20 protein-coding genes are annotated in these 19,329 nt (G+C 74.4%); 6 read left to right on the forward strand and 14 right to left on the reverse strand.

Annotated features, from left to right (window positions below; genetic code table 11):
• Positions 1-190: 190 nt before the first annotated feature.
• From AD017_RS24105 to AD017_RS24135, 7 genes are all read right to left on the reverse strand, one after another.
• A complete protein-coding gene (locus tag AD017_RS24105) occupies positions 191-703 on the reverse strand; it encodes a hypothetical protein (protein ID WP_060575650.1) in 513 nt (170 codons plus the stop codon).
• An 11-nt stretch (positions 704-714) separates the two neighbouring features.
• The gene (locus AD017_RS24110; RefSeq protein WP_010232807.1) at positions 715-969 is read right to left on the reverse strand and encodes a helix-turn-helix transcriptional regulator; all 255 of its coding nucleotides are present in this window, start codon (positions 967-969) and stop codon (positions 715-717) included.
• 202 nt (positions 970-1,171) lie between these two features.
• On the reverse strand, positions 1,172-2,002 hold the full coding sequence (locus AD017_RS24115) for an SWIM zinc finger family protein (protein WP_060575651.1): 831 nt from the start codon (positions 2,000-2,002) through the stop codon (positions 1,172-1,174).
• On the reverse strand, positions 1,995-5,066 hold the full coding sequence (locus AD017_RS24120) for a DEAD/DEAH box helicase (protein WP_060575652.1): 3,072 nt from the start codon (positions 5,064-5,066) through the stop codon (positions 1,995-1,997). Before AD017_RS24120 ends, AD017_RS24115 begins: the two co-directional genes overlap by 8 nt.
• Before the next feature lie 42 nt (positions 5,067-5,108).
• Positions 5,109-5,591 carry an SRPBCC family protein gene (locus AD017_RS24125; protein ID WP_010232440.1) on the reverse strand — a complete coding sequence of 161 codons (483 nt, stop codon included), beginning with the start codon at positions 5,589-5,591 and terminating at the stop codon, positions 5,109-5,111.
• Positions 5,588-5,893, reverse strand: a complete 306-nt coding sequence (locus tag AD017_RS24130; RefSeq protein WP_238592020.1) for a helix-turn-helix transcriptional regulator — start codon at positions 5,891-5,893, stop codon at positions 5,588-5,590. The genes AD017_RS24125 and AD017_RS24130 overlap by 4 nt, the downstream gene beginning before the upstream one ends.
• A 134-nt stretch (positions 5,894-6,027) precedes the next feature.
• Positions 6,028-7,014, reverse strand: a complete 987-nt coding sequence (locus AD017_RS24135) for a pirin family protein (RefSeq protein WP_060575653.1) — start codon at positions 7,012-7,014, stop codon at positions 6,028-6,030.
• A 100-nt stretch (positions 7,015-7,114) separates the two neighbouring features.
• Here AD017_RS24135 and AD017_RS24140 point away from each other — a divergent pair, with 100 nt between their 5' ends.
• Positions 7,115-8,011 carry an SMP-30/gluconolactonase/LRE family protein gene (locus AD017_RS24140; protein WP_060575654.1) on the forward strand — a complete coding sequence of 299 codons (897 nt, stop codon included), beginning with the start codon at positions 7,115-7,117 and terminating at the stop codon, positions 8,009-8,011.
• Positions 8,012-8,018: 7 nt separating this feature from the next.
• The gene (locus AD017_RS24145; protein WP_060575655.1) at positions 8,019-8,444 is read left to right on the forward strand and encodes a TIGR03668 family PPOX class F420-dependent oxidoreductase; all 426 of its coding nucleotides are present in this window, start codon (positions 8,019-8,021) and stop codon (positions 8,442-8,444) included.
• Positions 8,445-8,644: 200 nt separating this feature from the next.
• On the opposite strand, the gene AD017_RS24150 is transcribed toward AD017_RS24145, so the two are convergent.
• Entirely contained in the window at positions 8,645-9,424 is a 780-nt protein-coding gene (locus tag AD017_RS24150; protein ID WP_227012570.1) for an alpha/beta fold hydrolase, read from the reverse strand.
• Positions 9,425-9,663: 239 nt separating this feature from the next.
• Here AD017_RS24150 and AD017_RS24155 point away from each other — a divergent pair, with 239 nt between their 5' ends.
• From AD017_RS24155 to AD017_RS24165, 3 genes are read left to right on the forward strand one after another with little or no spacing between them, the layout of a single operon-like run.
• Entirely contained in the window at positions 9,664-10,635 is a 972-nt protein-coding gene (locus tag AD017_RS24155; protein ID WP_060575657.1) for a glycine betaine ABC transporter substrate-binding protein, read from the forward strand.
• Positions 10,632-11,852, forward strand: a complete 1,221-nt coding sequence (locus AD017_RS24160; protein WP_349675480.1) for a glycine betaine/L-proline ABC transporter ATP-binding protein — start codon at positions 10,632-10,634, stop codon at positions 11,850-11,852. Before AD017_RS24155 ends, AD017_RS24160 begins: the two co-directional genes overlap by 4 nt.
• A complete protein-coding gene (locus tag AD017_RS24165; protein ID WP_060575659.1) occupies positions 11,852-12,775 on the forward strand; it encodes a proline/glycine betaine ABC transporter permease in 924 nt (307 codons plus the stop codon). The genes AD017_RS24160 and AD017_RS24165 overlap by 1 nt, the downstream gene beginning before the upstream one ends.
• Before the next feature lie 7 nt (positions 12,776-12,782).
• On the opposite strand, the gene AD017_RS24170 is transcribed toward AD017_RS24165, so the two are convergent.
• From AD017_RS24170 to AD017_RS24185, 4 genes are read right to left on the reverse strand one after another with little or no spacing between them, the layout of a single operon-like run.
• Positions 12,783-13,178: an MmcQ/YjbR family DNA-binding protein gene (locus AD017_RS24170; RefSeq protein ID WP_060575660.1), complete on the reverse strand. Its 396-nt coding sequence runs from the start codon at positions 13,176-13,178 to the stop codon at positions 12,783-12,785.
• A complete protein-coding gene (locus AD017_RS24175; RefSeq protein WP_010235373.1) occupies positions 13,175-13,555 on the reverse strand; it encodes a glyoxalase/bleomycin resistance/extradiol dioxygenase family protein in 381 nt (126 codons plus the stop codon). The genes AD017_RS24170 and AD017_RS24175 overlap by 4 nt, the downstream gene beginning before the upstream one ends.
• Positions 13,552-14,403 carry an AraC family transcriptional regulator gene (locus AD017_RS24180; protein ID WP_082398905.1) on the reverse strand — a complete coding sequence of 284 codons (852 nt, stop codon included), beginning with the start codon at positions 14,401-14,403 and terminating at the stop codon, positions 13,552-13,554. The genes AD017_RS24175 and AD017_RS24180 overlap by 4 nt, the downstream gene beginning before the upstream one ends.
• A 27-nt stretch (positions 14,404-14,430) precedes the next feature.
• Positions 14,431-15,027: a LysE/ArgO family amino acid transporter gene (locus tag AD017_RS24185; protein ID WP_060575661.1), complete on the reverse strand. Its 597-nt coding sequence runs from the start codon at positions 15,025-15,027 to the stop codon at positions 14,431-14,433.
• 73 nt (positions 15,028-15,100) lie between these two features.
• On the opposite strand from AD017_RS24185, the gene AD017_RS24190 reads away from it, so the two are divergent.
• The gene (locus tag AD017_RS24190) at positions 15,101-15,991 is read left to right on the forward strand and encodes a LysR family transcriptional regulator ArgP (RefSeq protein ID WP_060575662.1); all 891 of its coding nucleotides are present in this window, start codon (positions 15,101-15,103) and stop codon (positions 15,989-15,991) included.
• Between the two features lie 10 nt (positions 15,992-16,001).
• On the opposite strand, the gene AD017_RS24195 is transcribed toward AD017_RS24190, so the two are convergent.
• Positions 16,002-16,214, reverse strand: a complete 213-nt coding sequence (locus AD017_RS24195) for a hypothetical protein (protein ID WP_010231085.1) — start codon at positions 16,212-16,214, stop codon at positions 16,002-16,004.
• A gap of 97 nt (positions 16,215-16,311) precedes the next feature.
• On the reverse strand, positions 16,312-18,753 hold the full coding sequence (locus tag AD017_RS33610) for a transglycosylase domain-containing protein (protein WP_227012571.1): 2,442 nt from the start codon (positions 18,751-18,753) through the stop codon (positions 16,312-16,314).
• Positions 18,754-19,329 lie beyond the last annotated feature (576 nt).

Genomic DNA, 19,329 nt, shown 5'->3' on the forward strand with positions numbered 1-19,329 from the left:
GCGGCCGGGCCGTCCCTCTTTCCGGGGCCGGGCATCGGTGCAGCGATCCGGTTCCGCTCCGTCTTGACAAGACAGGTAAGGCTTAGCTAATTTTTGCGGTGTCGCTTCGTGGTGGGAGCGGCGCGTCAGTTCGGGAACGAAGGCCCGGCCGCCCTGATCACAGCGGCCGGGCCTTCCCGCGTTCCCGGGGTCACTCGACGGGATCCGCCCGCTCGCGCTCGCTGTCGCCGTCGCCGGAGTGCAGTCGGCGGCGCAGCAGCAGGGCTGCTCCCATCATCACTGCGAACATCGCACCCCAGGTCAGCGTGCCGACCAGATCGTTGCCGACGAACCAGTAGACGAGCATTCCGAGCGGGACCGTGACCGGCAGGAGCAGCAGCGTCCGGGTCGCGTCCGCCCGCTTGGCCTCCGGCGAGTCGGCCTCGCCGTGCCTGCCCCGCGCGACCATCATCGCGACTCCGCCGCTCACCAGTGCGCCGACGGCCACGGCCAGCACCGCTCCCACCGGTCGCGGCGCCGCGAACGAGGCGCCCTCGCCCGCGGCGCCCCATCCGATGATCAGTATCAGGCCGCCGTAGCCGGTCCAGAGCATCGTGCGTAGCACGATCCGCTCCTTGCGCAGCGCGATCAGCTCGGCCCGCTCGTCGCGTTCCCGGCGCAGCTCGGCGTTGGCGTCCCGCAGGACCGTCCACGGTGCTCGCATCCGGTGCCTCCTCACTCGTCGTCCCGGCGGGCACGGAGATCGGCGACCTCTCCGTCGGCGAGCGCGAACAGCTCCCCGACGGGCGTCTCCAGCACGACCGCCATCCGCAGCGCGACCGCGGTGGACGGGTTGTACCCGCCCGCCTCGATCTCGACGACGGTCTGCCGGCTCACCCCGACCAGCTCGCCCAGTCGCTTCTGGGTCAGGCCCGCCCGTCGCCGTGCGGCGGCGACGTCCGAGTGCACATCGGCGGTCACGCGACCCATGGGTCAACTCTACCCGACACATGTCAGGTCTACCCGACCTCGTGCTGCGATCGAGTGATGCGCGGCACGTCGCTTGACGGTCGACCAAGGTAAGGCTTACCTTAATCGCGTCGCTTCGTGGTGGGAGCGGCGCGTCAGTTCGGGAACGAGGGCCCGGCCGGTCCGATCGGAACGGCCGGGCCCTTCCCGTCGTGGCCCGCGCTCACGCCTCCGGGCGGGTCATGGCCCGGTAGACCGGTCGCAGCACGTCGGTCAGCCGCTCCCGGCCGGCCCGCAACGACGGCTCGGGCACCTGGTCGAGCACGGCGTCCGGGTCGGTCTCCGGCGGACTCGGGGGAGCGGCGCCCCCGGCCGGGGCCGTCCAGAAGCCGTCGAGCAGGTCCGCGAGTGCCGCGGGCCCGGACGGCGCGGCCGCCCCCGCGGCCCGGTCACGCTCCTCGCGCAGCCGTTCCAGCAGCGCGGTGCGGTCGCGGCCGCGCAGCGTGAGCAGGGTGAAGGGATCGGTGTCGCACCGCTCGGCCAGTACGTAGAACACGGCGGCCAGGTGCTTGCAGGGCACCGTCGCGTCGGGGCAGGAGCAGTCCTGGGACAGGTCGGTGCCCGCCGCCGGGAACAGCGACAGGCCGAGCCCGTCGAGCAGCTCCTCGATCTCGGGCGGCACCGTCCCGGCGAGCAGTGCCGCCGCGTACCAGGCGTCGCCGGCGAGGGCCTCCTCCACCCGGCGCCACTCCGGCTTGTCCCAGACCCGCAGCCCGATCCGGACCCGGTACGGCTGCGGCCGGGTGCCCTGTACCAGCGCGACGACCGCGCCGGCGTCGACGTCGACCGACACGATCTGCCCGGACCGGGCGTAGGTCTTCCCGCGGCTCAACCGCCCGCCGACGCCGAGCTGCTCCAGCACCGCGATGAACCGGGCCGACCACCAGGTGCGGGCCACCGGGCCCTTTGCACCGTGGATCCGGATGCCGCCCTCGACCCGGATGGGGCGGCCGCCGGTGTACTCGTCGGACGCCCAGAACGGCCGGTCACTCATCGTTCTCCCCCGCGTCGTCGGCGACGGCGTCCGAGCCGAGCGCGAACACCTCACGCAGCTCGGTGACCGACAGCGACGTCAGCCAGTCCTCCCCGTCGGTCACGACGAGGTCCGACAGCGACCGCTTCGATGCCACCAGGGTGTCGATCCGCTCCTCCACGGTGCCCGGGCAGACGAACTTCCGGACCTGCACCGAGCGCTTCTGCCCGATCCGGAACGCGCGGTCGGTCGCCTGGTCCTCCACGGCGGGGTTCCACCAGCGGTCGAGGTGGATCACGTGGTTGGCCGCGGTCAGCGTGAGCCCGGTGCCGCCCGCCTTGAGCGACAGCAGGAACACCGACGGGCCGCCGTCGCCCTGGAACCGGGCCACCATCTCGTCGCGACGCTTCTTCGGGGTGCCGCCGTGCAGGTAGAGCACCTCGGTGTCGAACCGCGCCGACAGGTGCGGCCGCAGCATGGCGGCGAACTCGGTGTACTGGGTGAACAGCAGCACCTTGTCCCCGGCGGCCAGCACCGACTCGAGGATCTCCTCCAGCCGGGCGACCTTGCCGGAGCGGTGCGCGCCCCCGGCCCGGTGGATCGGGGAGCCGTCGTGCAGCAGCTGGGCGGGGTGGTTGCAGACCTGCTTGAGCTTGCTCATCGCGGCCAGGACGTTGCCGCGGCGCTCGATGCCGTCGCTGCCCTCGATCTTCTCCATCATGTCGTCGACGACGGTCCGGTACAGCGACGCCTGCTCACGGGTGAGCCGGTGGTCCTGCACGATCTCGATCTTCTCCGGCAGGTCGTCGATCACCAGTGGGTCGGTCTTGACCCGGCGGAGCAGGTACGGCCGGGTGATCCGGCGCAGCGTGCGGGCGGCCCCGGCGTCGCCGTGGCGCTCGACCGGGACGGCGAACCGCTGCCGGAACACCTCGGGGGAGCCGAGGATCCCGGGATTGAGGAAGTCCATCACCGACCAGAGCTCGGCCAGCCGGTTCTCCATCGGCGTGCCGGTGAGCGCGATCCGGTGCGCGGCGTCGAGCGACCGCGCGGTCCGCGAGGCCGCAGCGTGCGAGTTCTTGATCATCTGGGCCTCGTCGAGCACGAGCCGGTGGAACCGCCAGGACCGCAGGTCCTCGGCGTCGCGGGTCGCGGTCGCGTAGGTGGTGACGACCAGGTCCACCCCGTCGAGTACCTCGTGGAGGGCGTCGCCGCGCGGGCGGGACGGACCGTGGTGGGCGTGCACCCGCAGGTCCGGCGCGAACCGCCCGGCCTCCCGCTGCCACGTCCCGACCATCGACATCGGACAGACGATCAACGTCGGCGCCGTCGCCCCCGCCGCGCGGTCGTGCGCCTCCAGCGCGAGGAGCTGCACCGTCTTCCCGAGTCCCATGTCGTCGGCGAGGCAGGCGCCCAGGCCCAGCGTGGACAGGAACGCCAGCCACGCCACGCCCCGCTCCTGGTAGGGCCGCAGGGTCGCGGTGAACCCGGGTGGTGCGCCCAGCGGCTCCAGCTCGCGGTCCGCGGTGCCGTCGAGCAGGGCGCCCAGCCGCCCCCGGGCGGTGACGTCGGTGACGGGCAGCGGCGCGTCGACGTCGCCCCGGGCCGCGGCCAGCACGTCCGGCACGGTCGGGGTGCGGTCCCGCGAGCGGCGCAGGAAGTCCAGCCCGCGGGCCAGCGCGTCGGCGTCGACGGCGACCCAGCGCCCCCGCAGCCGCACCAGCGGCGCCTTCGCCGCGACGAGCGCGGCGATCTCGTCCTCGCCCAGCTCGTCGTCGCCGACGGCGAGCGACCAGCGGAAGTGCGCGAGCTCGTCGCGGCCGAGCCCGCCGCGGGTCACCGCACCCGGGGCCGGCGCCGAGGACGCCGACAGCTTCAGCCCGAGCGCGCGCTGCCCGTCCCACCCACGCGGCAGCGCCACCCCGAACCCGGCCGCGAGCAGGGCCGCCGCGTCGCGGGTCAGGAAGCGGTGCGCCCCGGCGACGTCGAGCGGCAGGGCGGTGGGGCGGGCGTCGCGGAGCGCCCGGACGAGGTCGGGCAGCACCTGTGCGGCACGGCCCAGCTCGGCGAGCAGCACGTCCTGTGCGCCGTCGACCAGCTGGTCCGCCCCGCCGGACCAGACCTCACCGGCCTCCAGCTGCAGGCTCGGATCCTCCGTGGACTGCAGGGCGAACCGCAGCTCCCACCGGGTCCCGTCGCCGGTCTGGTCCAGCGGGTCCGGTCCGGGATCGGCCGGGTCGTGCATCGACGAGACCTCGGTCAGCCGGAACAGCGCCGTGCCCGCGCCGGGTTGCTCGCGGCCGACGTCGTCCCACGCGGTGAGGGCCTCGCGCAGGGCCGACAGACCGTCGCCGGTCACCGGGATCTCCGGCGACGGCCCCGTCAGGGCGTGCAGGAGCCCCGCGGCCGCGTCGGGCCGGGCCGGGAGCGGCACCGGCATCCCCGCCGCGCGGCCCAGCCGCTCGCGGACCGCGGCGTCGGTGAACCGGGCGAGCGCGGCGTCGACCACCTCGTCCGGGTCCCGGCCTGCGACGTCGCCGGGGCGCCGCTGCTCGGCACGGGCCACCGGCGGCAGCCTGCGGACCAGCCCGGTGCGGGCGACGGCGTCGAGCCCCTGCACGACCGGCCGCCACCGGGCGGCGGGCCGCCCGGCCTCGCTGACCACGACGGGCAGCACGCGGCCGCGGGAGGCCAGCTCGTCGGCGAACCGGACCAGCTCGGCGAGGTGCGTGAAGCCCTCGCCGTACCGCACGTCGGGATACGGGTCGGTCAGCTCCGAGGGGTCGACCAGCACCGCGGGCACCGTCCACGGGGCGAGTGCCGGTGCGCTGCGGGCCGCCGCCCGCGGCCGCTCGCGCACCAGCCCTGGCGAGTCCTGCGGGCCCGAGCCGTGCGACGGCAGCAGCAGCGTCACCGACGCGGGCTTGCCCGGGTGGACGGCCGCCAGCTCGTCCGCGGGCACCGCGAACGGGTGCGGACGCGCCGTCCGCAGCGAGCGGCGGTCGGACCGGGCCGGGCGCTCCCCGTCCTCGGCCCAGAGCAGGACGCCCCGGCCGGGGGAGTGGAGAGCGTGGACGACCAGCACGCCCCCACGCTAGAGGGCACCCCCGACAGGATGCGGGGGCGCTCAGCCCTCGGCGAGGAGCTCGTCGAGCTGTTCGAAGCCCTCGTTGACGCCGACCTCCATCCCGGAGGCCAGCATCGCGTCCCGCGCCTCGATCGAGTCGACGACCGAGACGCCGACGATGCGGGTCCGGCCACCGGGCAGCGCGGTGAAGGTCATCGTCTCCAGGGAGACGCCCTCCGGGAAGCCCTCCCAGGTGAAGGTCTGCACGATCCGCTCGGCCGGCCGGACCTCGTGGAACGAGCCGTAGAAGCGGTACTCGCCGTCGTCGTCGGCGTGGGTGTAGCGGTAGCCGCCACCGGTCTCGGCGTCCCACCGGTCGATGGTCATCCGCAGCCGGCGCGGCCCGAGCCAGCGCCGGACCTTCTCCGGGTCGACGTGCGCGTCGAACACGCGCTCCGGCGGCGCGTCGAACTCCCGGGTGATCCGGACGATCGGCAGGTCCGGGACGGCCTCGATGGTGGTCTCGCGGGTGGTGGTGCTCATGACGCTGCTCCCTCGTTCGTGCCGGTGACATCGGTGCTGCCGGTGCTCTCCTCGGCGAGCAGGTCGTCGAGGCGCCGGTAGCGCTCCTCGACCTGTCGCCGGTACCGCTCGATCCAGGCCGTCATCAGGTCGAACACCTCCGCCTCGAGGTGCACCGGACGCCGCTGGGCCTCCCGGCTGCGCCGGACCAGCCCCGCGTCGGCCAGCACCTTGATGTGCTTGGACACGGCCTGGAGGGACACGTCGTAGGGCTCGGCGAGCTCGTTGACGGTCGCGTCGTCGGCGGCCAGCCGGGCCACCATGTCGCGCCGGATCGGGTCCGCCAGCGCGGCGAACACCTTCGAGAGCCGGTCCTCCACGTTCCCCTCCTCGTTCAACCTCTCGGTTGAACAAAAAGGTAGCGGAGGGACGGCTCGTAATCAACCCCGAAGTTGAACTAGCGGAACGATCCGGGCAGCGAGCCGTGCGGGGTCCAGTCCGCCGGGACGACGCCGAGGCGTCCCCGCTGGTAGTCCTCGAACGCGGTGTGCACCTCGTCCCTCGTGTTCATGACGAACGGGCCGGCCCAGGCGATCGGCTCGCGGATGGGGAGGCCGCCGAGCACGACGACGTCCAGTGCCGGGTGGCGCGACTCCTGGGAGACGTTGCCGCCCACCGTGATCGCGTCGCCCGGACCGAACAGCGCGAGCTGGCCGGTGCGGATCGGGCGTCCGTCGGCACCGACCGTGCCGGCCCCGTTCAGGACGTAGACGAGCGCGTTGTACGACCGCGGCCACGGCAGCCGCAGCTCCGCGCCGGGGGAGACCGTCGCGTGCACCATCGCCATCGGGGTGTGCGTCGCCCCCGGCCCGGAGACGCCCGCGACGTCACCGGCGATCACGCGCAGCAGCGTGCCGCCGTCCGGCGTCGTGGCCAGCGCGGACTCGCCGCCGCGCAGGTCCTGGTACTTCGGCGGGAGCCACTTGTCGGCCTTCGGCAGGTTCACCCACAGCTGCAGGCCGTGGAAGAGGCCCCCGCTGCGGACCAGGGCCTCCGGCGGGCGCTCGATGTGCAGCAGGCCGGATCCGGCGGTCATCCACTGGGTGTCGCCGTCGGTGATGGTGCCGCCGCCCCCGTGCGAGTCACCGTGCTCGAAGGTGCCGTCGATGATGTAGGTGACGGTCTCGAAGCCCCGGTGCGGGTGCCACGACGTGCCCTTCGGCTCCCCGGGCGCGTACTCGACCTCGCCCATCTGGTCCATGTGCAGGAACTGGTCGAGGTCGCGCAGGTCGACGCCCTGGAACGCGCGGCGGACCGGGAAGCCCTCGCCCTCGTACCCGGCCGGTGCGGTGGTGACCGAGCGGACGCCGCGGTCCAGTTCGGTCGGACCGGGGACGGGCACGCGCGGCAGGGTGGCGGTGTCGGAGACGGTGACGGCGGGCATCGGGTCCTCCTCGGATCCAGAGTTGTTGCACGCTCAACCACTACGGTAGCGGCTATGTTCCCGGGTGCCACCCCCGAGTCGACGAGGACGGAGCAGGGACATGGCGGAGACGCCGGGAGAACCGCAGCCGGTACTGACCGGGATGTCGTTCCTGGAGGGGCCGCGCTGGCGCGACGGCCGGATCTGGGTCAGCGACTTCTACACCCACCGGGTGCTCTCCGCCCGGGCCGACGGGTCGGACGTGCGCACCGAGGCGGAGGTGCCGCAACAGCCGTCCGGCCTGGGGTGGCTGCCCGACGGTCGGCTGCTGATCGTGTCCATGCGGGACCGGCGGATCCTGCGCCGCGAGAGCGACGGCGCGCTCGCCGTCCACGCCGACCTGTCCGGTCGTTCCGCGCACGTGCTCAACGACATGATCGTCGACGCCGGCGGGCGGGCCTGGGTCGGCAGTTTCGGCTTCGATCTCATGAACGGCGCGCCGCGGGCCGCCGCGCCGCTGCTGCGGGTGGACCCGGACGGCACGGTGACGACGGCGACCGAGCCGCTGCACTTCGCGAACGGGCCGGCGCTGACCGGCGGCGAGCTCGTCGTCGCCGAGACCTTCGGGAACCGGCTGTCCGCCTTCCCCGTCGGGCCGGACGGGACGCTGGGGGAGCGCCGGGACTGGGCCCGGTTCGGCGAGGTGCCGGTCGAGGAGGACCCGCTCGCGGCGATCGCCCGGCTGACCGTCGCACCGGACGGGATCTCCGCGCCCGACGCCGAGGGCGCGATCTGGGTGGCCGACGCCGCCGGGAACCGCGCGATCCGGGTCCGGCCGGGCGGGGAGATCGCGGACGAGGTCTCCACCGGCGAGGTCGGCACCTACGCCTGCCAGCTCGGCGGTGACGACGGGCGCACCCTGTTCCTCTGCACCGCGCCCGGCTTCGCCGAGCACGAGCGCCGCGACACCCGGGTGGCCGAGCTGCTGGCCGTCCGGGTGCCGGTTCCGGCAGCCTGAGGAGCCGATGCCCTCCCTCGACGACACCGCGGCCCGCTCGCTGCTCGGCTCAGCGCGGGTCGCGCGGCTGGCCACGATCCGCGCCACCGACGGCAGCCCGCGCCTGGTGCCGATCACGTTCGCCCTGGTCGACGGCCTCGTCGTGTCGGCCGTCGACCGGGTCAAGCCGAAGCGGCACACGAGGCTGGCCCGGCTGCGCGACATCGATGGCGACCCGCGGGTGGGCCTGCTCGCCGACCACTACGACGACGACTGGTCGCAGCTGTGGTGGGTCCGCCTCGACGCGACGGCGTCGGTGCACGAGACCGGCGACCTGCGCGCCCGGGCGGTCGACGCGCTGGTGGCGAAGTACGAGCCGTACCGGGCCGAGCCGCCGGACGGCCCGGTCGTGGTCCTCGCGCCGGACCGGTGGACGGGGTGGTCGGCGCGGTGATCGCCGAGCCGCTCGGATGCCGGGCATCCGGTCCGCCGGACCGCGCCGGTCGCGCCGGGCCGATTGGTCGCCAGGTCGCCCGGGTCGCCGGGCCGTTTGGCCGCCGGGCCGCTTGGTCGCCGGGCCACCGGGGTCTCTGTTGCCGAATCGCTGCCTCAGGCAGCGATCTCGCGAGAAGGTCCACCCGGGGCCGCGCCGCCTCAGCGCAGGCCGGCGAGGAACCCGGTGATCGCCCCGGCGGTCTCGTCGGGCAGCTCCAGGTGCGGTGCGTGCCCGCAGTGCAGCTCCGTCACCGTGACCGGGCCCGCCGCCCGCTCGGCGACCGACCGGACGTGCACGATGCTGCCGTACGGGTCGTCGTCGCCCTGGATGCCCAGCACCGGGGCCGTGATCCCCGGCAGGCGGTCGCGGACGTCCCACCCGCGGAAGTCCGGGGCGAGCCACATGTCGTTCCAGCCGCGGAAGGCGGCGTCGGGGTCGTCGTGGTGGCGGGCCATCCGGGTGCGGAGGTCGCCCTCGTCGAACGCGGAGCGGGCCGACCGGATCGCAGCCAGTGCGAAGTCCTCGACCAGGACGTGCGGCGCCAGCACGACGACCCCGGTCACCGGCATCGACGCCGCGGCCAGCAGCGCGATCGTCCCGCCGTCCGAGTGCCCGACGAGCACCGGCCGGTCCAGGCCGAGTGCGGAACACAGCGCGGGGACGACGGTCGCCGCCTCGGTCGCCATGAACGACGTCGTGGGCGCGGTGTCCGGCCGGTCCGACCGCCCGTGCCCGAGCCGGGAGTAGGCGACCGTCCGCCGTCCGGTCTCCGCGGCGATCCGGTGGTGGAACCCGCGCCAGAGCCCGACCGAGCCGAGTCCCTCGTGCAGGAACAGCAGGGGGGCGCGGTCGGCGGCGCCCGGGACGTCGTCGTACTCGTAGCGCGGGCCGTCCGGTTCCAGCCGGATCGTCACGGGAGCGGGCACAGCAGCGGGCACGGAGGAAGATCGTAGTCCGTCCGGTTGCACCGTCACCGCCCGTGATGGAAGCTTCGTCCGTGATCGTGGACCCCCGGCTGGTGACGCGCCTGCACGTCGACCTGTGCCGGATGTGCTCGTCCGCCTGTCGCTGAGACCGGGTCGGCAGACCCCTCCGCGCTCACCGCGACCGTCGTCGTGATCCGGCGCGCCGGCTCGGCGGCGCCGATCGCGCACCCACCCCGAGAGGACGTGCCCGCGTGGCCGATCCGCCACATCGCGTCGTACCCGCCGCCGGGCGACGACCGCACCGGACCGCCCGGCTGGTCACCGCCCTGGTGGCCGTGCTGGTCACCGCGACGGGCTGTGCCGCGTCCGGTTCGGAAGGCCCGACCGTGCGGCTCATGCAGTTCCCGTGGAGCGCGGCGAAGGTGACCAACGCGATCCTCGCCGAGGTCGTCGCGGGGCACCCGGAGCTCGGGGTCGGCGAGCTGAAGACCATCCAGGTCGGACCGGCCACCGCCTGGGCGGGGGCGCAGCGCGGCGACGTCGACGCCCTCACCGAGGTCGCGATGCCCAACCAGTCCGAACTCGCGGCGAAGGCCGAGGACCGGGTCGGCCTGGTCCACCCGACCTACGACGGCGCCGAGCAGGGCTGGTACGTCCCCAGCTACGCGCTCGAACCGGGCGGTCCGCTCGCCGGTCTGACGAGCGTCTCCCAGCTGAACGACTACGCGGACGCCCTCGGCAACCGGCTCGTCGACTCGGACCCGAGCTTCCTCACCACCGAGTACAACACCAAGCGGCTCGCCGGGTACGGGCTGAACCTGGAGCAGGTCACCTCCAGCGAGGCCGCGCAGATCGCCGAGCTGCGCCGGGCCTACGAGCGGCGGCAGCCGATCCTGGTCTACCTCTACCGGCCGCACTACGTCTTCGAGGAGATGGAGCTGACCCGGCTGAGCGAACCGAACCCGCCGCGCGACGACTGCTACACCACCGGCGACGGCGCCTGTGCCATGCCGGACTACTCCGCGTGGACCGCCGCGGCCGGTGACCTGGGCGCGACGGCACCGCGGTTCGACGCCCTGCTGCGCCGGTTCGAGCTCCCGCTCGACGACGTCGAGAAGATGCTCAAGCGGGTGGACGTGGACAACGCCGACGTCGAGACGGTCGCGCGCGACTACGTCGCCGCGAACCCCGACCGGGTACGGGAATGGGTGGGAACGCCGTGAGCGACACGATGATCGAGGTCAAGAACCTCACCAAGGTGTTCGGCGACGCCGTCGACGACGCGGTCGCGCTGGCCCGCGAGGGTGTGGGGCGCAGCGAGATCCAGAAGCGCACCGGCGCCACGCTGGCCGTGCACGACGTGTCGTTCGACATCGCCCAGGGCGAGCTGTTCGTGATCATGGGCCTGTCCGGGTCGGGCAAGTCGACGCTCGTGCGGCTGCTGAACCGGCTGATCGAGCCCACCTCCGGCAGCATCGGCGTCGACGGCCGCGATCTCGGGTCGCTCGGCGACGCCGAGCTGCGGACGCTGCGCAACGAGCGGATCGCGATGGTGTTCCAGCACTTCGCGCTGCTGCCGCACCGCACGATCCGGCAGAACGCCGAGTACGGCCTGCAGATCCGCGGCGTCGATGCCGGCGAGCGCCGCCGCAAGGCGGAGTGGGCGCTGGAGCAGGTCGGGCTGGCCGAGCGGGCCGACGCCTACCCCAGCCAGCTCTCGGGCGGCATGCAGCAGCGGGTCGGGCTGGCCCGCGCGCTGGCCAGCGACACCGACGTCCTGCTGATGGACGAGCCGTACTCGGCGCTGGACCCGCTGATCCGCCGGGACATGCAGCAGCTGCTGGTCCGCCTGCAGAAGGACCTGCGCAAGACGATCGTGTTCATCACGCACGACCTCAACGAGGCGATGCTGCTGGGCGACCGGATCCTGCTGCTCAAGGACGGCCGGCTGGTCCAGGTCGGCACCGGGCCGGAGATCCTCGAGTCCCCGGCCGACGACTACGTCGCCGAGTTCGTCTCCGACGTCGACCGCAGCCGGGTGCTGACCGCCGCCGACGTGATCCGGGAGCCCCGGATCACCGTGCGGCTCGACGAGCGCCCGTCCGAGGTGCTCGTCCGGCTGGGCCGGGCCGAGGCCACCGGCGCCTACGTCGTCGACGACGAGCACCGCATCCTCGGCGTCGTCCGCGACGACTGGCTGGGCAACGCCGCAGGCAGGCAGGCAGGCCGCATCGACGAGTCCGCGCTGGTCGACGAGTACCGCACCACCGAGCCCGACCGTCCGCTGATCGACCTGCTGCACCAGGTCGGCCGGAACCCGGTGCCGCTCGCGGTGGTCGACGAGGGCCGGCTCACCGGCGTCGTCCCCCGCGGCGCGGTGCTCGCGGCACTCTCCTCGCACCCCGACTCCACCCACGACGACGCGAACGGGACCGTCTGATGCCCAGGATCGAGCTCGGTAGCTACGTCGAGGCGTTCATCCTCTGGCTGCTGCAGAACGCGGCCGGCCTGCTGGACGGCATCGGCGCCGTGATCACCGCGGTGGTCGAGGCGGTGACGGCGCTGTTCACGACGCCGCCGTGGTGGGTGTGGCTGGTGCTCCTGGTCGCGCTCGCGCTGCTCGTGCGGGGCTGGGGCTTCGCGGTGTTCACGCTGCTCGGCTTCGCACTGGTCTCGTCGTTCGACCTCTGGACCGAGACGATGGAGACGTTCGGCCTGGTGCTGGTCGCGGCGCTGATCGCGGTCGCGATCGGCGTCCCGCTGGGCATCTGGGCCGCGCGCAGCCGGGCGGCCAGCCGGGTACTGCGCCCGGTGCTCGACACCATGCAGACGATCCCGGCCTTCGTCTACCTGATCCCGGTGGTGCTGCTGTTCGGCATCGGGGTGGTCCCCGGCATCGTCGCGACGATCGTGTTCTCGATCGCTCCGGCGGTGCGGCTGACCGAGCTCGGCATCCGCGGTGTCGACTCCGAGGTGGTGGAGGCCGCCCACGCGTTCGGCGCGCACCCCCGTCAGATCCTGCGCGAGGTGCAGCTGCCGATGGCACTGCCCTCGATCATGGCCGGTGTCAACCAGGTGATCATGCTGGCGCTGTCGATGGTCGTCGTCGCCGGTCTGGCCGGTGCGGACGGGCTCGGGACCGTCGTGGTGTCGGCGGTGACCCAGCTCGACATCGCGTCGGGCATCGAGGGCGGGCTCGCCGTCGTCATCGTGGCGATCTTCCTCGACCGGTTCACCTCGGCGCTGGCCGAGCGGCCGGGGTCGAGCCTGCTGACGAAGCTCCGCGCCCGCCGGGCGGCGGCGCCCGCGTCGGCGCCGCAGCCGTCGGCCGGTGTCGCGGCGGGGGCCGGCGCGGGGGCCTGACCGGGTCTCAGACGCCGTCGAGCTCGGCGAGCCGCCGTTTCGGGGCGACGCAGCGGTAGGCGTCGGTGACGATGCCGGTGATCTCGTCGAGCTCGGCGGCGTCGTCACCGGTGCCGTCGAGTACGACGCCCAGCCAGCCCCGGTGCCCGACGTAGGCGGGCCGGAAGAACCGGGCCGGGTCGGTGTCGACCAGGTCCTCCTGCACGCCGGGCGGTGCCGCACACCAGAACGCGACGTGCGGGTGTCCGTGGTGGTGGTCGGCGTAGGTCACGAACATCCGCTGCACGAACCACGACGGCGACCCGTAGCTGACCTTCTCCGTCACCCCGGGCAGCGCCCGGCAGATCTCCCGCAGCCAGGGCAGCGGGTCGGCCGGGTCGGGGTGACGCGGGAGGCCGGTCACGTGCCCATCCGGTAGGTCCCCAGCGACCACACGTTGCCCTCCGCGTCGGTGACGGCGAACTCCCGGGAACCGTAGTCCTGGTCGGTGAGGCCCATGACGACCGTGGCGCCGGCCGCGACCGCCCTGTCGTGCAGTGCGTCGGGATCGTCGCAGGTCAGGTAGGTGACGGCGCGTCCGGTGTCGAACGGGTCGTCCACCCGGCGGGTGCCGAGTGCGAGCACGCCGGTGTCGCCGTGGTCGTCCCAGGCGAGCTCGGCGTGGGCGATCCGGCCGGCGTCGTCGGTGTGGCACCGCAGCTCGCGGAAGCCGAGCGCGCCGGTGAGGAAGTCGATGGCGGCCCGCGGGTCGTCGTAGCGCAGCGTGGTGTGGATGCTCATGGCGCACGATCCTGCACCGGTCCGGCCGCGGTGTCGTGGACGAACGGGAACTCCCACTCCCTGCGGTACGCCGACGGCGTCGTCCCGGCCAGCGCCCGGAACTCCCGGCTCAGGTGGGGCTGGTCGGCGTAGCCGCAGGCCGCGGCGACCTCGGCCAGCGGCGTCGTGGACCCGCCGACGAGCCGGGCGGCGCCCGCGAACCGCAGCACCCGCCCCGCGGTGCGCGGGGTCAGCCCGATCTGGGTGCCGAACCGGTCCTGCAGGTGCCGGCGGCTCCAGCCGGTCTCCGCGGCGAGCGCGCGGACGGTGACCGCGCCGCGGGTGCGGTGCAGCCGGCCCCAGGCGTGCGCGACCTCGGGAGCCGGACGGCGGGCCCGCCCGTCGAGCAGCCGTCCCGCCAGCACCCCGGTCACCAGGGCGAACCGCGCCGACCAGGTGGGCAGCTCGGCGAGCCTGCCGGGGAGCGCGGCCAGCACCGGGTCGTCGAGCTCGTCGAGCGCGGGGACCGCGCCACCCGCGACCGGACGACCGCCGAGCACGGTGAACATCCCCAGCGGTGTGAGGTCCACCTGGACCCCGGCCTGGGGGCCGGTGAACTCGGTGAGCACCCAGGTGTCGCTGAGCCCTCCCACGAACGCCGCCGCACTCCCCGCACCGACCGCCGGGCCGGACAGGGCCAGCGGATGGAAGCCGAGGATCAGCGCGACCGCGTCGGCCGGGGCCTGCCTGCGGCGCAGCGGGCGGGACGCGTGCTCGCGGTAGCCGAGGTAGCGGGTGACGTACGGGCGCAGCGCGGCGGGCGGCCGCGCCGGCACGAACACGGCCGGTTCCCGACCGGCATCGTCCACGACGGCATCGTGCCAGGCCGGGCCCGGTCAGGTCAGGGCCAGACCGGCGGCGAGCCCCAGCATCACGGTGGCCACGACGCCGTCGAGCACCCGCCAGGCCACCGGTCGCGCGAACAGCCCGGCCAGCCGGGCGGCCCCGAACCCGAGCCCGGCGAACCAGGTCAGGCTGGCCGCCATCACCCCGGCGGCGAAGGCCCACCGTCCGTCGTCGCCGTGCGCGGCGGCCAGTGAGCCGAGGACCAGCAGGTCGAGCAGCATGTGCGGGTTGAGGAAGGTCAGGGCCGCCGCGCTGCCGAGCACCGGGGCGAGGCGCCGCGCCCCGCCGCGGGCGTCGGCCGTGAGCGTGCCCGGCCGCACCGCCCGCCGGGCGGCGAGCAGCCCGTAGGCGACCAGGTAGACGACCCCGCCCCAGCGCACCACCTCGGCCAGCCCCGGCACACCCGACAGCGCCAGACCGACACCCGCCACCGCCGCCGTCACCAGCACCAGGTCGGCCAGGACGCAGAACACCACGACCGCCGGGACGTGCTCGCGGCGCAGGCCCTGGCGCAGCACGAACGCGTTCTGCGCGCCGATCGCCGCGATCAGGGACAACCCGGTACCGAACCCCACCACCACACTCACCGGGCGACCGTAGGCAGGGACCAGCCGGATCCACGATCTCGTTCAGGATCGGTCAGGAACTTAAGCTGTGCTCATGTACGACCGGGACCGGCTCGCGACGCTCAGCGCCGTCGTCGAGGAGGGCAGCTTCGAGGCGGCCGCCGAGCTGATGTCGATCACGCCGTCCGCGGTGTCGCAACGGATCAAGGCGCTGGAGCGCCAGACCCGCCAGGTCCTGGTGCGACGGTCGCGCCCGTGCGTCCCCACGGAGGCGGGCCGCACCCTCCTGCGGCTCGCCCGGCAGGTCGCGGTGCTGGAGGGCGAGGTGTCCCGGTCGTTCGGCGACGACGCAGGCGGGGGCGTGCACCTCCCGATCGCGGTGAACGCCGACTCGCTCACGCACTGGTTCCTGCACGCCGTGGTGCCCCTCGCGCAGCGCCACGGCATGCGGCTCGACCTGCACGTCGACGACGAGGAGCACACCGCGGAGCTCCTGCGGGAGGGCGCGGTCGTCGGGGCGGTGACGACGTCGGCGACCCCGGTCCAGGGCTGCGCGGTCCGTCCGATCGGTGCCACCCGGTACCGCCCGGTCGCCGCCCGCCCGGTCTACGACCGGTGGTTCGCCGGGCGCGACCCGGCCGAGGCGTTCCCGGTTGCGCCGCGTGTCGACTTCGGTCCGAAGGACCGGCTGCAGACCCGCTTCGTGCGCCGGCTGACCCATCGCCCGTGCACCGGGCCGGCGCACCGGGTGCCGGCCGCCGACGGCTACCACGACGCCGTGCGGGCCGGCCTGGGCTGGGGCATGTTCACCGACGCCCCGGCGCGGGCGGCCGCCGACGCCGGACGCCTCGTCCTGCTCGACCGGGAACGCCATCTCGACGTGCCGCTCTACTGGCAGCACTGGAAGCTGAGCACCGAGGTGCTCGACGCCCTGACGGCCGCGGTGCAGGAGGTGTCGGCGCGGACACTCGTGCCGCCGTCGTGACCCGGCCCGGTCAGATGCCGGAACGCCAGGGCCGCCCGAGCCGGATGTCGCAGGTGATCTCGCCCGGGTCGACGCCGGTCAGGTCGGCGATCAGGTCGCGGACCGCGTCCTCCGCCGCGCGGGGGTCGTCGACGGTGGTGGACGCCTCGATCCCGGGCACGTAGAGGGTGAGCCTGCGGTCCGCCCGCCAGGCCACCACCTCGAAGTGATGGTGTCCGGTCACGGATCCACGGTAGCCCGGTCACGGAGGTCCGGGCAGGCTCCGTCACGGTGCCGTGCGCCTCGCCCTGCCTGCCTCGCCCCGCTCGCCTCGCCGCCGGTCAGCCGAAGGTGGGTTCGCCGTCCTGGCCGGCGTCCTCGCCGGGACGGCTGTCGCCGTCGGACCCGAACAGCGGGTCCACCGTCTGCTCCGGGGTGCTGGTCGGCTCCGGGGGCGGCGCCTCCTGGACCGGTGGCGGCGGCGCCTGCTCCTGCGGCTCCGGAGTCGGCGACGGCGGCGCGCTGCTGCTGGTCGGTGCGGGCGTCGGGGTGGCGGTCGGCTCGTTCGGGGCCAGCTCCGACGGCTCGTCGCCGAGAGCGCGGAAGGTCGGGAAGTCGACGACCTCGGTGCTGCGCACCGCGCTCGCCATGAACTCCTGCCACATCGAGCCGGGCAGGTCCTTGCCGCTGATCGGTGCGCCGGTGGCGTCCTGGATCGGGTCGTTGCGGTCCGTCCCGACCCAGACCGACGTGGCGAGCTCGGGGGTGAAGCCGGCGAACCAGGCGTCGTTGTTCTGGCCCTCGAAGCGGGACTGGACGGTCCCCGTCTTCGCGGCCGCCTGCTGGCCGCCCGGCAGCGTGAGGTCGTCGTTGGAGACGACGTCCATCATGGCCTCGGAGACGTTGCGGGCGACCTGCTCGGGGAAGCGCTGCTCGCCCTCGCCGGGGGAGTACTCGTAGAGGACGCGGCCGTCGGAGTCGACGACCCGCGACACCAGGTGCGGCGCGTGCCAGACCCCGCCGGCGGCGATCGTCGCGTACGCCGACGCCAGCTGGACCGGGGTCACCTCCTTGTTGCCGAGCGGCAGCCGGGCGTCCGGGTTCTCCAGGGGGGCGGTGATCCCGGCGAGCCGGGCCGCGTCGGCGACCTTCTGCGGGCCGACCTCACCGGCGAGCTTGGTGAAGACGACGTTGTTGGAGATCGTCATGGCCTGCTTGAGGTCGCAGCGCGGGCAGTTCGCCCCGTCGGCGTTGCGCAGGCCCGGTCGCTCGGAGCCGTCGAACTGGGTGCCGAGGCCGACCGGCGGGTCCTCCAGCAGCCCGGCGAGCACCGCGAACGGCTTGAACGTCGAGCCCGGCTGCTTCATGACCTGGGCGTAGTCGAGACCGGCGCCGTTGGCGCCACCGTAGTAGCCGACGATGCCGCCGGTGCGCGGGTCGATCGCGACCGCGCCGGACCGCAGCACCTCGGGCTGGCCCTCCATCCGGGCGCGGACCGCGTCGGTGAGCTGCTGCTGGCGTTGCGGGTCGATCGTCGTCGTGACCTGCAGGCCGCCCTGTGCGAACGCCTGCTCGGAGATGCCCAGCGAGCCCAGCTCGGAGCGGACGGCGTTGAGGACGTGCCCGCGCTCGTCGGTCAGCGACGACGAGCGCGACGTGTTCTCCGCCGGGATCGTCTCCGGGAAGACGGCCGCCTGCCGGTCGGCCCGGGAGATCCAGCCCTGCTGGGCCATGCCGTCGAGCACGAAGTTCCAGCGCGACTCCGCCTTCTCCCGGGAGTTCTCCGGGTCCCAGTTCGACGGCGACTGGATGATCCCGGCGAGCAGCGCGCCCTCGCTGGGGGTCAGCTGGGCGGCGGGCTTGCCGTAGTAGGCGAGGCTGGCGGACTCGATGCCGTACGCGCCGCGTCCGAAGTAGATCGCGTTCAGGTAGTCGTTGAGGATCTCGTCCTTCGACTTCTGCCCGGACACCTTCAGCGAGACGATCAGTTCCTTGTACTTCCGCCAGTACGTCGCGTCGTTGCCGACCAGCGTGTTCTTGACGTACTGCTGGGTGATCGTCGATCCGCCGCCCGCACCGCCGAGGACCTGGTTGAGCGCCGCCCGCAGGATGCCGGTGATGTCGAACCCGGGGTTCGAGTAGAAGCTCCGGTCCTCCGCGGCGAGCACGGCCTCCCGGACGTGCGGCGGGATCGCGTCCATCCCGACCTTGATCCGGTTGCCCTGCTCGGGGACCAGCCGGGCGAGCTGGCCGCCGTCGGCGTAGGACACGGTCGCGATCTGGTTCTGGACGGCCTCGTCGGTGGTGGGGATCGGGAAGACCAGCCAGCCGATCCCCAGCACCAGCAGCGGGAGCAGCACGACCGACGCGGCGGTGCCGATCAGCGACCAGCGGACCTGCGTGCGGCGGCGGGTGCGGCGCTCCTCCGGGGTGAGCGCGGCGCGCTGCTCGGAGTCGAGGATGCCGAGCCGGCGGCGCACGGTGTCGACCCGCGGCCCGACGACCGCGAGCGCCTTCTCCAGCGGTCCGGCCGGTTCGGCGCGGCGACGGCGGCGCGGCGCGCCGGGGAGTACGTCGGCGGCGACGAGCGCCGTCGCGTCGTCCCCGTCGCGCCGGTGGTCCGGCTCGTCCCGGTCGTGCGGAACCCGGTCGTCGCCGGGCGGTCCGGACCCGGCCGGGGTGACGGGGCCGGCGTCGTCGCCGGGGGTGGTCTCGGGCTCGGGACGGCGGCGGCGTCCGGTGCGCGGGGCGGGAGGCTCGGCCGGGGCGCCCGCGCCGGGCACCACTGCTCCGGTGCCGGACGCACCGGGACCGGGCGTGCCCGGACCGGGCGCACCGTGGCCGGGTCGGCCGGGGGCGGGCGCGGACGGTCCGCCGGGTCCGCCAGCTGTCTGCGGTGCCCCGGGAACGGGCGGTGCGGGGGCCGCCGCACCACGGGTGACCGGGCCGGACGATGCGGTACCGGGTGCCGGCGGACCGCCGCGGGGGACCGGGCCGCTGCCGTGGCGTCCGGTGTCGGGGACGGCGGGCTCGCGGCGCTCGGGGGGCACGGGGGCGCCGGGCGTGCGCGGGCCGCGCGCGGGTGCCGGACCGGCGCCCGCCGGACCGCTGGGTGCGGGACCCGTGGGCGCGGGTCCGGTGGGCGCGGGGCCCGCGGGTGCGGGACCGGCCGGCGCAGCGGGGCCCGCTGCGGCCGGGCCGGGCCGGGCGGGCGGCGGCGCGGCGGGTCCGGGCGGCGGTGTCGCCGGCCGGCGGACCGGCCCCGATCCCTGGCCGGGCGCGGGCGGCGGCGGGGACGCGGTGCCAGGGTCACGCGGCACCGTCCCGCCGCGCACCCGCAGGCCCACCTTGGTCGTACC

The sequence above is a fragment of the Pseudonocardia sp. EC080619-01 genome, from assembly GCF_001420995.1.
Lineage (GTDB): Bacteria > Actinomycetota > Actinomycetes > Mycobacteriales > Pseudonocardiaceae > Pseudonocardia.

What these genes read in the sequence shown, in the direction of transcription:
- AD017_RS24145 (WP_060575655.1), top strand. Translation starts at nt 8,019, where the DNA reads ATGCCCTCCCTCGACGACACCGCGGCCCGCTCGCTGCTCGGCTCAGCG.
- AD017_RS24175 (WP_010235373.1), bottom strand. Translation starts at nt 13,555, where the DNA reads ATGAGCATCCACACCACGCTGCGCTACGACGACCCGCGGGCCGCCATC.
- AD017_RS24190 (WP_060575662.1), top strand. Translation starts at nt 15,101, where the DNA reads ATGTACGACCGGGACCGGCTCGCGACGCTCAGCGCCGTCGTCGAGGAG.
- AD017_RS24140 (WP_060575654.1), top strand. Translation starts at nt 7,115, where the DNA reads ATGGCGGAGACGCCGGGAGAACCGCAGCCGGTACTGACCGGGATGTCG.
- AD017_RS24130 (WP_238592020.1), bottom strand. Translation starts at nt 5,893, where the DNA reads ATGGTGGCCCGGCTGGCCGCCGACGACGCGACCGTCAACGAGCTCGCC.
- AD017_RS24115 (WP_060575651.1), bottom strand. Translation starts at nt 2,002, where the DNA reads ATGAGTGACCGGCCGTTCTGGGCGTCCGACGAGTACACCGGCGGCCGC.
- AD017_RS24135 (WP_060575653.1), bottom strand. Translation starts at nt 7,014, where the DNA reads ATGCCCGCCGTCACCGTCTCCGACACCGCCACCCTGCCGCGCGTGCCC.
- AD017_RS24110 (WP_010232807.1), bottom strand. Translation starts at nt 969, where the DNA reads ATGGGTCGCGTGACCGCCGATGTGCACTCGGACGTCGCCGCCGCACGG.
- AD017_RS24105 (WP_060575650.1), bottom strand. Translation starts at nt 703, where the DNA reads ATGCGAGCACCGTGGACGGTCCTGCGGGACGCCAACGCCGAGCTGCGC.
- AD017_RS24125 (WP_010232440.1), bottom strand. Translation starts at nt 5,591, where the DNA reads ATGAGCACCACCACCCGCGAGACCACCATCGAGGCCGTCCCGGACCTG.
- AD017_RS24165 (WP_060575659.1), top strand. Translation starts at nt 11,852, where the DNA reads ATGCCCAGGATCGAGCTCGGTAGCTACGTCGAGGCGTTCATCCTCTGG.